The sequence below is a fragment of the Cronobacter malonaticus LMG 23826 genome, from assembly GCF_001277215.2.
In the GTDB taxonomy this organism is placed as follows: domain Bacteria; phylum Pseudomonadota; class Gammaproteobacteria; order Enterobacterales; family Enterobacteriaceae; genus Cronobacter; species Cronobacter malonaticus.
On sequence record NZ_CP013940.1, the window covers coordinates 618,885 to 632,256 of the forward strand.

14 protein-coding genes are annotated in these 13,372 nt (G+C 55.8%); 10 read left to right on the top strand and 4 right to left on the bottom strand.

What is annotated here, in order from left to right:
- Positions 1 to 76: 76 nt before the first annotated feature.
- A complete protein-coding gene (locus tag AFK66_RS02930; protein ID WP_007777951.1) occupies positions 77 to 820 on the top strand; it encodes an SDR family oxidoreductase in 744 nt (247 codons plus the stop codon).
- Positions 821 to 980: 160 nt separating this feature from the next.
- Here AFK66_RS02930 and AFK66_RS02935 read toward each other — a convergent pair whose 3' ends face one another.
- A complete protein-coding gene (locus AFK66_RS02935; RefSeq protein WP_007777946.1) occupies positions 981 to 2,414 on the bottom strand; it encodes a 6-phospho-beta-glucosidase in 1,434 nt (477 codons plus the stop codon).
- 149 nt (positions 2,415 to 2,563) lie between these two features.
- Complete coding sequence (locus AFK66_RS02940; RefSeq protein ID WP_032969013.1) at positions 2,564 to 3,292, bottom strand: MurR/RpiR family transcriptional regulator; 729 nt, start codon at positions 3,290 to 3,292, stop codon at positions 2,564 to 2,566.
- Positions 3,293 to 3,467: 175 nt separating this feature from the next.
- Here AFK66_RS02940 and yqfB point away from each other — a divergent pair, with 175 nt between their 5' ends.
- Both yqfB and trhA read left to right on the top strand, forming a co-directional pair.
- Positions 3,468 to 3,782 (top strand): N(4)-acetylcytidine aminohydrolase, encoded by a 315-nt coding sequence (gene yqfB / locus AFK66_RS02945; RefSeq protein WP_007777940.1) that lies wholly within the window; start codon positions 3,468 to 3,470, stop codon positions 3,780 to 3,782.
- Between the two features lie 142 nt (positions 3,783 to 3,924).
- A complete protein-coding gene (trhA, locus tag AFK66_RS02950) occupies positions 3,925 to 4,578 on the top strand; it encodes a PAQR family membrane homeostasis protein TrhA (protein WP_007777939.1) in 654 nt (217 codons plus the stop codon).
- Positions 4,579 to 4,685: 107 nt separating this feature from the next.
- Here the strand turns inward: trhA and ygfZ are convergent, their stop codons facing one another.
- Entirely contained in the window at positions 4,686 to 5,675 is a 990-nt protein-coding gene (gene ygfZ / locus AFK66_RS02955; RefSeq protein ID WP_007777936.1) for a tRNA-modifying protein YgfZ, read from the bottom strand.
- A 277-nt stretch (positions 5,676 to 5,952) separates the two neighbouring features.
- Between ygfZ and sdhE the strand changes: the two genes are divergently transcribed.
- On the top strand, positions 5,953 to 6,219 hold the full coding sequence (gene sdhE, locus AFK66_RS02960; RefSeq protein ID WP_007777934.1) for an FAD assembly factor SdhE: 267 nt from the start codon (positions 5,953 to 5,955) through the stop codon (positions 6,217 to 6,219).
- A complete protein-coding gene (locus AFK66_RS02965) occupies positions 6,200 to 6,616 on the top strand; it encodes a protein YgfX (RefSeq protein WP_007777930.1) in 417 nt (138 codons plus the stop codon). Before sdhE ends, AFK66_RS02965 begins: the two co-directional genes overlap by 20 nt.
- A gap of 13 nt (positions 6,617 to 6,629) precedes the next feature.
- Here AFK66_RS02965 and fldB read toward each other — a convergent pair whose 3' ends face one another.
- Positions 6,630 to 7,151 (bottom strand): flavodoxin FldB, encoded by a 522-nt coding sequence (gene fldB / locus AFK66_RS02970; RefSeq protein ID WP_007777929.1) that lies wholly within the window; start codon positions 7,149 to 7,151, stop codon positions 6,630 to 6,632.
- Between the two features lie 101 nt (positions 7,152 to 7,252).
- On the opposite strand from fldB, the gene xerD reads away from it, so the two are divergent.
- The 5 genes from xerD (at position 7,253) to lysS (ending at position 13,350) form a co-directional block, all read left to right on the top strand.
- Positions 7,253 to 8,149 (top strand): site-specific tyrosine recombinase XerD, encoded by an 897-nt coding sequence (gene xerD / locus AFK66_RS02975; RefSeq protein WP_023898044.1) that lies wholly within the window; start codon positions 7,253 to 7,255, stop codon positions 8,147 to 8,149.
- 22 nt (positions 8,150 to 8,171) lie between these two features.
- Entirely contained in the window at positions 8,172 to 8,891 is a 720-nt protein-coding gene (gene dsbC, locus AFK66_RS02980) for a bifunctional protein-disulfide isomerase/oxidoreductase DsbC (protein WP_007777924.1), read from the top strand.
- Positions 8,892 to 8,894: 3 nt separating this feature from the next.
- Positions 8,895 to 10,628, top strand: a complete 1,734-nt coding sequence (gene recJ / locus AFK66_RS02985; RefSeq protein ID WP_007777920.1) for a single-stranded-DNA-specific exonuclease RecJ — start codon at positions 8,895 to 8,897, stop codon at positions 10,626 to 10,628.
- A gap of 96 nt (positions 10,629 to 10,724) precedes the next feature.
- A protein-coding gene (prfB, locus tag AFK66_RS02990; protein WP_105539046.1) for a peptide chain release factor 2 occupies positions 10,725 to 11,823 on the top strand; the annotation gives its coding sequence in 2 pieces (ribosomal slippage) (positions 10,725 to 10,799 and positions 10,801 to 11,823; 1,098 coding nt in all).
- Positions 11,824 to 11,832: 9 nt separating this feature from the next.
- Positions 11,833 to 13,350 carry a lysine--tRNA ligase gene (lysS, locus tag AFK66_RS02995; protein WP_007777918.1) on the top strand — a complete coding sequence of 506 codons (1,518 nt, stop codon included), beginning with the start codon at positions 11,833 to 11,835 and terminating at the stop codon, positions 13,348 to 13,350.
- The last annotated feature ends 22 nt before the right edge of the window (positions 13,351 to 13,372 follow it).

The following is a 13,372-nucleotide window of genomic DNA, read 5'->3' on the forward strand; positions in this document are numbered from 1 at the left end:
GGAGTGTTCCTCTGGCGCGCGGATGGGTAAGGTACCGCAAGCTTTCTGTATCCCACACGATAAAAAGGAGAGAAGTATGTCCGTTGCACTTATCACCGGCGCGAGCCGCGGCATTGGCAAAGCGACGGCGCTGCTGCTGGGCGCGCAAGGCTACACCGTGGCGATCAATTATCTGCATAACGCCGCGGCGGCGCAGGAAGTTGTTGAGCGCATCGTGGCGAGCGGCGGACGTGCGTTTGCCATTCAGGCCGATATCAGCGACGAGCCGCAGGTGATGTCCATGTTCCGTGAGATTGATGAGCGAGGCGAGCCACTGCGCGCGCTGGTTAATAATGCGGGCGTGCTGTTTACCCAGTGCATGACGGAGAATCTGACGGCGGAGCGTATCAACAAGGTGCTGGCGACCAATGTAACGGGCTACTTTCTGTGCTGCCGTGAGGCCGTGAAGCGTATGGCGCATCATCATGGCGGGCAGGGCGGCGCGATTGTGAATGTGTCGTCTGCCGCCTCGCGTCTTGGCGCGCCTGGCGAATATGTCGACTACGCGGCATCAAAGGGGGCGGTGGATTCGCTCACCATTGGGTTGTCGCAGGAAGTGGCGGCGCAGGGTATCCGCGTCAACGGCGTGCGTCCGGGCCTGATTTATACCGATATTCATGCCAGCGGCGGCGAGCCTGGGCGCGTTGACCGCGTGAAATCCGTCCTGCCGATGCAGCGCGGCGGGCAGCCGGAAGAGGTGGCGGAAGCGATCGCCTGGCTTTTGAGTGATAAAGCCTCGTACGTGACGGGGAGTTTTCTCGATCTGGCGGGCGGGAAATAGGGGCGTTTCAGGCGGGTATTAGGCGGATTTTTAAGGCGGGTGCGCTGCGCTTACCCGCCCTACGTCCAGCCAAACGCTATTTTAGGGTGGGTAAGCGTGGCGCACCCACCGAAATAGTCGCGCCTGCAAACCCGGCGCGACTATCCACGGTAACCTCACATCAAAGCGTCTCGCCGTTGCTCGCAATTACCGCTTTATACCAGGCAAAACTCTTCTTACGCGAACGCGACATATCGCCCGTACCGTCGTCGTGCTTATTCACATAAATAAAGCCGTAGCGTTTGCTGTACTGCCCGGTGGTAAACGACACGCAGTCGATGCAGCCCCACGGCGTATAGCCCAGCAGATCGACGCCGTCATATGTCACCGCTTTCATCATCTGCTCAATATGGGCACGCAGATAATCGATGCGGTAATCGTCATTAATGCTGCCGTCGGCTTCCACATTGTCATACGCGCCGAAGCCGTTTTCCACAATGAACAGCGGCTTCTGATAACGCTCGTAAAGCTCGCACAGCGCGTAGCGCAGGCCCACAGGGTCAATCTGCCAGCCCCAGTCGGAGGCTTTAACATGCGGGTTCGGCACGCTGCCCTGGAAACCGCTCAGCGCATCGCCGCTACCGCCTTCGGCTTTCACCGCATTGGTCATGTAATAGCTAAAACCCAGGTAATCGCAGCAGCCTTCGCGCAGGATTTGCGCGTCGCCTTCTTCCATTTTGATACTGAAACCACGGCGCTCCCACTCGTTCAGTACGTAAGACGGGTAATAACCACGCAACTGAACGTCGGTAAACACATAACGCTCACGCATCGATTCCTGCGCATACATCACGTCTTCCGGCTTGCAGGAGAACGGATAGAGCGGCACCATCGCCAGCATGCAGCCGATTTTCATCTCCGGGTTAATACGATGGCCGATTTTCACCGCCATGGCGCTCGCCACGAACTGATGATGCAGCACCTGATACATCGTCTCTTCCGGGTTGTCGTGCTCGGTGTAAACGACACCGGAGCAGCAGTAGCCAAACAGCGGCGCGCGCCAGTTGCGCTGGTTGTTGATCTCGTTAAAGGTCATCCAGTATTTGACCTTATTCTTGTAGCGCTCAAACACCACTTCGGCGAAGCGAACAAAGAAATCCACCACTTTGCGGTTCGTCCAGCCGCCATACTGTTTCACCAGATGCAGCGGCATTTCAAAGTGAGAAAGCGTAATCACCGGCTCGATGTTGTATTTCAGCAGCTCATCGAACATGTCGTCGTAGAACTGAAGGCCCGCTTCGTTAGGTTGCGTCTCGTCGCCGTTGGGGAAAATGCGAGTCCAGGCGATCGATGTGCGAAAACACTTAAAGCCCATTTCGGCGAAGAGCTTAATGTCTTCTTTATAGCGACCGTAAAAATCGACGGCTTCATGGTTCGGATAATATTTGCCTGGCTCGACTTCCTGCGTAATTTCACGCGGGACGCCATGTGCGCCGCCGGTCAGGACGTCGCAGATACTCGGCCCTTTGCCGCCCTGGTTCCAGCCGCCTTCAACCTGATGCGCCGCGACCGCGCCGCCCCATAAAAAGTCTTTTGGTAATTTAAGCTGTTTCATCGTGTCATCTCATTAACAGAATAAGTAGAAGGGAATAATAACGATAAATTATCGAGGTTAAGGCGAGTCTAACAAAGGGAAGTGAAAAGTCACGCTATAACAAATAGCGTATGGCGTGACTTGTTACAAATGAAAAACAGGGTGTTTTTTTATGCGAGATTTTTCGCCAGCTTGCGGCCGAGCGTTTCGAGAATATAAATAACAGGAATTTGCGTCGTAATATCATACACGCCCGCGATACGCGTTTGGGGGATATGCCAGGAAAGATTAAAGTCGGCAAGCTTCGCCAGAGAAGAATTCTCGTGGCTGGTGACAGAGAGCACTTTGCAGTTATGCAGGCTAAACTGGCTTGCAAAGCGCAGGATCTCTTCTGTCTCGCCAGACACCGACAGCACAATCGCCAGCGCATTTTTCGCCATATCACTGGTCACCGGGAAATAAGGGTCGTCAATATGGTTACTGAATTTCCCGACGTTTGAGAAAAAACGTGCGCCATATTTCGCAAGCGCACCGGAGGTTCCTGCGCCCACAAAAATAATACGCTCAGACTGTAAAATAATTTCCGTTGCCCGGTCCAGTAGAGCATCAAATTCTTCATTATTTACGCTTCGGAAAAAACTAATTATTTCGCTGGCGCCAAAATTGGCCTGCTGCGGTTCATTTTGTTCAAGATATAATTTAAAGCGTACGCGGAATTCAGAATATCCATCGCAATTCATCTTGCGGCAAAAACGCAGCACGGTGGTGGTGGAGACGTCCGCCGCATCCGCCAGTTCGCGAATGGTCATGTACATCACCTTATCGCGGTTTTTGACTACAAAATTGTAAACCATCATCTCAAGATTATTGAGGCTGGCGACAGCGGAATGGGTAAACATCGTCACGGCGCAACATCCTTTGGTCAATGCGTTCAGGTTCCCGCGCGCGTTTGTAGCGGCATCGGTTCGCTCATGCTGCCATAAATTACGCAGGCGCGCGTCACTCTTTATGCCAGCGAATAGCGCCTGCGCGCCGTCAGGATTATGATGTGCCGTTACTTTCGGGAGAGACACAATGAAAAACGACATCACGTTTTATACCCGTTTCCAGCAGGATATCCTGGCGGGCACCAAAACCATCACCATCCGTGACGAGAGCGAAGCGCACTTCACCCCAGGCCAGCGGCTGCGCACTGGCCGCTATGAAGATAATGGCTACTTCTGCACGCTGGAGGTTCTGAGCGTGACGCCGGTCACGCTGGCGCAACTGAATGAAGAACACGCGCGGCAGGAGAACATGACGCTGGCTGAACTCAAACATGTCATCACGGAAATCTATCCGGGACTGAATGAACTGTATGTTATTGCTTTTAAAAAGGTTGAAGAATAACATCCGGCGCTATGGCGAACGGTAAGCAGGACGGTTACGGACTGTCACAGATTTATTTTAGCGAACAGGTGTTCACTGGAATCATTCTCAGTTAGGCTATGTGGGCTGCGTTTTTTTTATTCAGTTTTACCGGAGTCGCCACATGGTTCGTAAACCATTACTTGCGCAGGGATATTCACTGGCTGAGGAGATAGCCAACAGCATCAGTCACGGGATTGGACTGGTGTTCGGGATAGTCGGACTTGTTCTGTTACTTGTTCAGGCGGTGGACAGCAATGCCAGCGCCACCGCCATTACCAGTTACAGCCTCTATGGCGGCAGCATGATTTTGCTGTTTCTCGCCTCGACGCTGTACCACGCCATACCGCATGCGCGCGCCAAAACCTGGCTTAAAAAGTTTGACCACTGCGCGATTTATCTATTGATTGCAGGCACTTATACGCCGTTTCTGCTGGTGGGGCTGAAATCCTCACTTGCACACGGCCTGATGATTGTCATCTGGAGCCTGGCGCTGCTTGGCATCCTGTTTAAGCTCACTATCGCGCATCGCTTCAAAGTGTTGTCGCTGGTTACTTACCTGACGATGGGGTGGCTGTCGCTGGTGGTGATTTATCAGATGGTGATGAAACTCGCACCTGGCAGCGTCACGCTGCTCGCCGCTGGGGGCATCATCTATTCGCTGGGCGTCATTTTTTATGTCTGTAAGCGGATCCCGTACAACCACGCCATCTGGCACGGTTTCGTGCTGGGCGGCAGCGTTTGCCATTTTCTGGCCATTTACCTCTACATCCGCTGAGGATTGCGCTCTGCGCTAACTGCTTTCACTTATTCCCTTCGAGTTTCCTCCGCCAGGCAGCTGATGCCACCTGGCGGCGTGACTGCCTTTATACAGGCATCAGACGGTTACGCCTCTTCAAGCGAATAAGGCAGCGGTTCGATGTGCAGCGTATGGTCGCCGCTCTCTTCGCGAACGCGGAAGATCGTGCCGGTTTCCAGATCGTTATTCATCACTACCTGCGCCAGCAGACGTCCGTCATCCAGCTGTACGGCAGCAAGCACGGTGCCGGTGCGACGCCAGTTTTCACCCATCTGCATTTCAATATCTTCGCCAGGCTGCGGCACACGGCTGCCGTGCCCTGCCAGATACCAGAGCGCGCGCTTGTTGGCACCGCGGAATTTCGCCCGCGCCACCATCTCCTGACCTGCATAACAGCCTTTTTTAAAGCTGATACCGCCCAGCGCCTGAATATTGGTCGCCTGCGGGATGAACTGATTGCTGTTCGGCGCGTCAATCACCGGGAAGCCAGCTTCGATGTCAAGCGACAGCCACTGTGCGCTGGCGTTAAGCTGCGCTTCGCCACGCAGTTTTTCCGTAAGCTGAGTGGCGGTGTCAGCGTCAGCGATGACCATAAAGCGCTCCGCCGGCAGGCCGAACCACAAAAGTGTGGTAGTCCCATCCAGCACACGCGGATTCTGCTCATCCGGGAGCGTAGCAAAGTGATTCGCCAGCGCCGCACGCGCCTGGAAACCGGCTACGCCCAGCAGTACGGCGTCGTCGTTCGGCGCGATAGTCACTTTCGAGAAAACCGCATATTTTTTCATTTCCGCGAGCTGCGTGTCACGCACGCTGCGGCGTTCAATCCAGGCGAAACCGCCGTCATGGCGGAACAGGCGCAGGTTGCTCCACATTTTGCCTTTGGCATCGCAGTGCGCCACCAGCAGATGCTGATTCTCGGCAAGCTCGGTAACGTCTGCCGTCACCTGACCCTGCAAATATTTTTCGCTGTCCGGGCCCGTTATCGTCGCCAGCGCCCAGTCTTCAAGTGAAATGAGCGTCAGCGGCAGGCGCGCGCTGGCGGCTGGCTGACGGGGAGGAAATGGAGTAAATGCCATAAATAAAGTCCCAGTGTGCTATCGCAATAATGGTCCACGCGAGTGGAGAGATAGCCTCATATTGTTAAAGAGCCGACGGAGTTTGCAAGCCTTTTAGCATCCCCTTTTGTGCCGTTAACCTATTCCTCGAGACGGCTCGAAAGAAAAAGTGTCGGTTGCAGAGGAGAAGTCATATTCAGGATAACGCCTCGCAAATACTCACATTCGGCTGAATGATGCGTGAAAAACGGGTTACACTAGCAGCCGTCATTCAATGGTGGTTTAGCAGGTAAGAGACATGGATATTAATAATAAAGCCCGTATTCACTGGGCCTGTCGCAGAGGTATGCGCGAGCTGGATATTTCCATCATGCCTTTCTTTGAATACGACTACGACTCCCTGAGCGATGAAGACAAACGCGTTTTTGTTCGCCTGCTGGAGTGTGACGATCCTGATTTATTTAACTGGCTGATGAATCATGGCAAACCTGCCGATACGGAGCTGGCGCGAATGGTGGAATTAATCCAGCAACGGAATCAGGCACGTGGTCCTGTGGCACTCTGATCTTCGCGTTTCATGGCGCTCGCAGTGGGTATCGCTGCTGCTGCATGGCGCTGTGGCTGTTATTATTTTGCTGCTTCCGTGGCCGCTGCGGTATCTGCCCGTCTGGATGCTGTTGCTGTCTCTGGTGGTGTTTGACTGCGTGCGCAGCCAGCGGCGTATCAATGCGTTTCAGGGTGAAGTCAGCCTGACGGCTGATTATCAGCTACGATGGCAGGGCGTGGACTGGCAGATTTGCTCCACGCCCTGGATGTTGCGTAGCGGAATGATGCTGCGGCTGCGTCATCCGAAAACGACGCGCCGCCATCACGTCTGGCTGGCGGCGGATAGTATGACGGCAGCGGAGTGGCGCGATTTGTGTCGTCTTTTGTTGCAACAGCCCGTGGGCGACAACCGCTAATGAAGCCCTGAAATCAGGAAAAGTGCGCCGCCATTTCGCCAAGAATTTGCTCGCACCAGCTTTCGATACGCGCGTCGCTCAGGTCATACTGGTTGGTTTCATCCAGCGCGAGGCCGACGAACAGCTCACCATCGGCGATAACAGGTTTCGCGCTGGTAAACTCATAACCTTCCGTAGGCCAGTAGCCGACAAACTTCACGCCCTTAGTGCTCAGTTTGTCATGGAGCATGCCGAGCGCGTCGAGGAACCATTCGCCATAGCCTAACTGATCGCCCATGCCGTACAGCGCCACGATTTTTCCGTCAAGGTTGAGTGCGTCCAGCTGTTCCCAGATGGCTTCCCAGTCTTCCTGGAGTTCGCCGAAATCCCAGGTAGGAATGCCGAGGATCAGCACATCATACTGTTCCATGAGCGTCGGCGAGTCGTCTTTAAGGTTATGCAGCGTGACCAGTTCGGGACCAATAATATCGCGGATTTTTTCAGCCGCCATTTCGGTGTAACAGGTGCTGGAACCATAAAAAAGACCAATGTTCATAACGATAACGTCTCATTTCCTATTGTGCAGAAGCGTCAGTGTATCAGATCCCGCTTCCAGTCAGGCATAATGCAGCGACCAGGAGCGTCAGTGAGGTGGCAGTGGAACAGGATTTAGCTCGCATTGAACAATTTCTTGATGCGCTCTGGCTTGAGCGCAACCTGGCCGAGAACAGCCTGAGCGCGTACCGGCGGGATCTCAGCATGGTCGTGGAATGGTTGCACCATCGCGGGTTGTCGCTGGCGACGGCGCAGAGCGGCGATCTCCAGACGCTGCTGGCAGAGCGCGTCGAAGGCGGTTACAAGGCGAGCAGTACTGCGCGCATGCTCAGTGCCGTGCGTCGGTTGTTCCAGCATCTCTACCGGGAAAAAATCCGCGACGACGATCCTAGCGCGCTGCTGGCGTCGCCTAAGCTGCCGCAGCGTCTGCCGAAAGATTTAAACGAAGCGCAGGTAGAACGACTGCTTCAGGCGCCAACGGTCGAAGAGCCGATTGAGCTGCGTGATAAAGCCATGCTGGAGGTGCTTTACGCCACCGGTTTGCGCGTCTCTGAACTGGTCGGGCTGACCATGAGTGACGTAAGCCTGCGCCAGGGCGTGGTACGCGTTATCGGTAAAGGCAACAAAGAGCGGCTGGTGCCGCTTGGCGAAGAGGCCGTTTACTGGCTTGAACAGTACCTTACGCACGGCCGCCCGTGGCTGCTTAACGGGCAGTCGCTGGATATCCTCTTTCCGAGCAACCGCGCCCGGCAGATGACCCGCCAGACCTTCTGGCATCGTATCAAACATTATGCTCAACTGGCGGGCATCGATAGTGAAAAGCTTTCGCCGCACGTTTTACGCCATGCGTTCGCCACGCATCTGTTAAATCATGGCGCCGATTTGCGCGTGGTACAGATGCTTTTAGGCCACAGCGATCTTTCCACCACGCAGATCTACACGCACGTGGCGACGGAACGGTTGCGGCAACTTCATCAACAGCACCACCCCAGAGCGTGAGTGCCGAATTTAAGGACATGTTATGAAAAAAACTATTGCGCTGCTCTCCGTTACGCTGGCGGCTTTCTCAGGATTTGCCCAGGCGGATGACGCGGCCATTAAGCAGTCGCTCACCAAACTGGGTGTGGCAAATGCCGAAATTCAGCCGTCTCCGCTGACAGGCATGAAAACCGTACTGACCGAAAGCGGCGTTATCTATGTCACCGAGGACGGCAAACATATTATTCAGGGCCCGCTGTATGATGTCAGCGGCGGGCAGCCGGTCAACGTGACCAATCAGATGCTGATGACCAAACTCAACGCGCTTGAAAAAGAGATGATTGTTTATAAAGCGCCGCAGGAAAAACATGTCATCACCGTCTTTACCGATATCACCTGTGGCTACTGCCATAAGCTGCATGAAGAGATGAAAGACTACAACGCGTTGGGCATCACCGTTCGCTATCTGGCCTTCCCGCGCCAGGGGCCGCGCAGTGAGACAGCGAAAGATATGCAGGCTATCTGGTGTGCGAAAGATCGCAATAAAGCTTTCGATAACGCGATGGGTGGCAGCAAAGTTGAAGCGGCCAGCTGCGACGTTGACACTGCGAAACATTACGAACTTGGCGTGCAGTTTGGCGTTCAGGGCACGCCGGCGATCGTGCTGAGCAACGGCGCAATGGTGCCGGGCTATCAGGGGCCAAAAGAGATGAAAGCGTTCCTTGATGAGCATCAGAAACAGCTTCAGGCGAGCGGAAAGTAACGGGTGAGCAGACAGACACAACTTCGCAGGCGTTCGCCGGATGAGTCCATTACGCTGCCGGACTCCCTGCCGCCGCTGCTGCGCAGGCTCTATGCCAGCCGCGGCGTGCGAGGCGCGCAGGAGCTTGAGCGCAGCGTAAAAGGTATGCTCCCCTGGCAGCAGCTCTGTGGCATCGATAAAGCCGTTGCGATGTTGCATGACGCGCTGCGCGAAGGGTTGCGCATTATCGTTGTCGGCGATTTCGATGCCGATGGCGCGACCAGCACCGCACTTAGCGTGCTGGCGCTTCGCGCGCTTGGCGGCAGCAATGTGGCGTATCTGGTGCCTAACCGGTTTGATGACGGTTATGGCCTGAGCCCGGAAGTGGTCGATCAGGCTCACGCGCGCGGCGCGCAGATGATCCTGACCGTGGATAACGGGATTTCGTCCCATGCGGGAGTGGCGCGTGCGCATGAACTGGGCATTCCGGTGCTGGTTACCGATCACCACTTACCCGGCGATACGCTTCCGGCGGCGGGCGCTATCATCAACCCGAACCTGGCGGAGTGTACGTTTCCATCGAAATCGCTCGCAGGCGTCGGCGTTGCGTTTTATCTGATGCTGGCGCTGCGCGCGCATTTGCGAAGCGTCGGCTGGTTTACGGAAAAGGGTATCCCGGAGCCAAATCTCGCGGAGTTTCTCGATCTGGTATCGCTCGGCACCGTCGCAGACGTGGTGCCGCTGGATGCCAACAACCGCATTCTTATCTGGCAGGGGCTCAGCCGAATTCGGGCAGGCAAATGCCGTCCTGGCATTCGCGCGCTGCTGGAGATAGCCAACCGCGAGGCGCACCGCCTGACGGCGAGCGATCTCGGCTTCGCGCTGGGGCCGCGGCTTAACGCGGCAGGCAGGCTGGATGATATGTCGGTCGGCGTCGCGCTGCTTCTGTGCGACAACATCGGCGAAGCGCGCATGCTGGCAAACGAGCTGGACGCGCTGAATCAGACCCGCAAAGAGATTGAGCAAGGGATGCAGGCGGAGGCGTTAACGCTCTGCCAGCAGCTTGAGCGCAGCGGCGAAACGTTGCCGAGCGGCATTGCGATTTTCCATCCCGAATGGCACCAGGGCGTGGTCGGCATTCTCGCCTCACGTATTAAAGAGCGTTTTCACCGCCCGGTTATCGCGTTTGCGCCTGCGGGTGAGGGGATACTCAAAGGCTCGGGCCGTTCGGTGCAGGGCCTGCATATGCGTGACGCGCTGGAGCGTCTCGACACGCTCTATCCCGGCATGATGCTCAAATTCGGCGGCCATGCGATGGCGGCGGGGCTTTCGCTTGAAGAGGCGCGTTTCCCGGAGTTTCAGGCGCGTTTCGCCGGACTGGTTAACGACTGGTTAGATCCGGCGATGCTACAGGGCGAAATCTGGTCTGACGGCGCGCTCGCGCCGCAGGAAATGACGCTGGAAGTGGCGGAGATGCTGCGCGACGCCGGTCCGTGGGGGCAGATGTTCCCGGAGCCGCTGTTTGACGGGCGTTTTCGCATTCTGCAACAGCGGCTGGTCGGCGAGCGTCATCTCAAGCTGATGCTGGAGCCGGTCGGCGGCGGGCCGCTGCTTGACGGCATCGCGTTTAACGTCGACACCACCTGCTGGCCAGACCCTGGCGTGCGCGAAGTGGAGCTTGCCTATAAGCTTGATGTGAATGAGTTTCGCGGCAACCGCAGCCTGCAATTAATTATCGACCATCTCTGGCCCGTTTAGCGCCAGGATAAACTATAAAAGGCGGCGTAAATCCGGTAAACTTTCCGTTTTACGACCGCATTTTGCCCATCTTCATCACTAAAAGATTCTACAGCCATGTTTGAAATTAACCCGGTAAAGAACCGCATTCAGGACCTCACGGAGCGCTCAGACGTTCTTAGGGGGTATCTTTGACTACGATGCTAAGAAAGAGCGTCTTGAAGAAGTAAACGCCGAGCTGGAACAGCCGGACGTCTGGAACGAGCCCGAACGCGCCCAGGCGCTGGGGAAAGAGCGTTCATCCCTTGAAGCTATCGTCGAAACGCTGGATCAGATGTCCCAGGGGCTTGATGACGTCGCGGGCCTGCTTGAGCTTGCCGTTGAAGCGGACGATGAAGAAACCTTCAATGAAGCAGTTGTCGAGCTGGATCAGCTTGAAGCCAAACTCGCGCAGCTTGAATTCCGCCGCATGTTCTCCGGCGAATATGACAGCGCCGACTGCTATCTCGATATCCAGGCAGGGTCCGGCGGCACCGAAGCGCAGGACTGGGCCAGCATGCTGCTGCGTATGTATCTGCGCTGGGCCGAAGCGCGCGGCTTTAAAACAGAAATTATTGAAGAGTCCGAAGGCGAAGTGGCAGGCCTTAAATCCGCCACTATTAAAATTTCCGGCGATTACGCGTTCGGCTGGCTGCGCACGGAAACTGGCGTACACCGTCTGGTGCGTAAAAGCCCGTTCGACTCCGGCGGCCGCCGCCACACCTCTTTCAGCTCCGCGTTTGTCTACCCGGAAGTGGAAGACGATATCGATATCGAAATCAACCCGGCGGATCTGCGTATCGACGTGTACCGCGCGTCAGGTGCGGGTGGTCAGCACGTTAACCGTACGGAATCCGCGGTGCGTATTACCCACATTCCGACCGGTACGGTCACGCAGTGTCAGAACGACCGTTCTCAGCACAAGAACAAAGACCAGGCCATGAAGCAGATGAAGGCGAAGCTGTACGAGCTGGAAATGCAGAAGAAAAATGCTGAGAAGCAGGCGCTGGAAGATAACAAGTCCGACATCGGCTGGGGCAGCCAGATCCGCTCCTACGTGCTGGACGATTCCCGTATCAAAGATCTACGCACCGGCGTTGAAACCCGCAACACACAGGCGGTGCTGGACGGCGATCTGGATAAATTCATCGAAGCAAGTCTGAAAGCAGGGTTATGAGGAACCAACATGTCTGAACAACAAGCACAAGGCGCAGAAGCGGCGGTCGATCTTAATAACGAACTGAAAACGCGCCGCGAGAAGCTGGCTGCGCTTCGCGAACACGGCGTCGCGTTTCCGAACGATTTTCGTCGCGACCATACCTCAGACCAACTGCACGCGGACTTCGATGGTAAAGAAAACGAAGAGCTGGAAGCGCTGAACATCGAGGTCTGCGTGGCAGGCCGCATGATGACCCGTCGTATTATGGGTAAAGCGTCTTTCGTTACGCTGCAGGATGTCGGCGGCCGTATTCAGCTGTATGTGGCGCGTGACGATCTGCCGGAAGGCGTCTACAACGAGCAGTTCAAAAAATGGGATCTCGGCGATATCCTGGGCGCCCGCGGTAAACTGTTTAAAACCAAAACCGGCGAGCTTTCCATTCACTGCACCGAGCTGCGTCTGCTGACCAAAGCGCTGCGCCCGCTGCCGGATAAATTCCACGGCCTGCAGGATCAGGAAGCGCGCTACCGCCAGCGTTACCTCGATCTCATCGCTAACGATGAATCCCGCAAGACCTTTAAAGTGCGTTCGCAGATCCTGGCAGGTATCCGTCAGTTCATGGTCGGCCGCGGCTTTATGGAAGTAGAAACCCCGATGATGCAGGTGATCCCGGGCGGCGCGTCCGCGCGTCCGTTTGTGACGCACCACAACGCGCTGGATCTCGACATGTACCTGCGTATCGCGCCGGAGCTGTATCTCAAGCGTCTGGTGGTTGGCGGTTTCGAGCGTGTGTTCGAGATCAACCGTAACTTCCGTAACGAAGGCATCTCTGTGCGCCATAACCCTGAGTTCACCATGATGGAACTCTATATGGCGTACGCGGATTACAAAGATCTGATCGAGCTGACCGAATCCCTGTTCCGTACTCTGGCGCAGGATGTGCTCGGCACCACGCAGGTGCCTTACGGCGAAGAGACGTTTGATTTCGGCAAGCCGTTTGAAAAACTGACCATGCGCGAAGCCATCAAGAAATATCGCCCGGAAACCGATATGGCGGATCTGGATGATTTCGAGAAGGCGAAAGGCATTGCTCAGGCTGTCGGCATCAAAGTTGAGAAAAGCTGGGGGCTCGGCCGCGTTGTGACCGAGATCTTCGAAGAAGTGGCCGAAGCGCACCTGATTCAGCCGACCTTTATCACCGAATACCCGGCAGAAGTCTCTCCGCTGGCGCGCCGCAACGATGAAAACCCGGCAATCACCGACCGCTTTGAATTTTTCATCGGTGGCCGCGAAATCGGCAACGGCTTTAGCGAGCTGAACGACGCGGAAGACCAGGCGCAACGTTTCCAGGATCAGGTTGCCGCGAAAGATGCAGGCGATGACGAAGCGATGTTCTACGACGAAGACTACGTCACCGCGCTGGAGCACGGCCTGCCGCCGACGGCGGGTCTCGGCATCGGGATCGACCGTATGGTGATGCTGTTTACCAACAGCCACACCATCCGCGACGTGATCCTGTTCCCGGCGATGCGTCCGGTGAAATAAGCCATCTGGCTTCATTGTGAAA

Bases quoted from the DNA above. Each gene is read 5' to 3' on its own strand.
- ygfZ (WP_007777936.1), bottom strand. From the start codon at position 5,675: ATGGCATTTACTCCATTTCCTCCCCGTCAGCCAGCCGCCAGCGCGCGC.
- sdhE (WP_007777934.1), top strand. From the start codon at position 5,953: ATGGATATTAATAATAAAGCCCGTATTCACTGGGCCTGTCGCAGAGGT.
- AFK66_RS02935 (WP_007777946.1), bottom strand. From the start codon at position 2,414: ATGAAACAGCTTAAATTACCAAAAGACTTTTTATGGGGCGGCGCGGTC.
- lysS (WP_007777918.1), top strand. From the start codon at position 11,833: ATGTCTGAACAACAAGCACAAGGCGCAGAAGCGGCGGTCGATCTTAAT.
- AFK66_RS02930 (WP_007777951.1), top strand. From the start codon at position 77: ATGTCCGTTGCACTTATCACCGGCGCGAGCCGCGGCATTGGCAAAGCG.
- AFK66_RS02940 (WP_032969013.1), bottom strand. From the start codon at position 3,292: ATGTTTACCCATTCCGCTGTCGCCAGCCTCAATAATCTTGAGATGATG.
- trhA (WP_007777939.1), top strand. From the start codon at position 3,925: ATGGTTCGTAAACCATTACTTGCGCAGGGATATTCACTGGCTGAGGAG.
- fldB (WP_007777929.1), bottom strand. From the start codon at position 7,151: ATGAACATTGGTCTTTTTTATGGTTCCAGCACCTGTTACACCGAAATG.
- yqfB (WP_007777940.1), top strand. From the start codon at position 3,468: ATGAAAAACGACATCACGTTTTATACCCGTTTCCAGCAGGATATCCTG.
- dsbC (WP_007777924.1), top strand. From the start codon at position 8,172: ATGAAAAAAACTATTGCGCTGCTCTCCGTTACGCTGGCGGCTTTCTCA.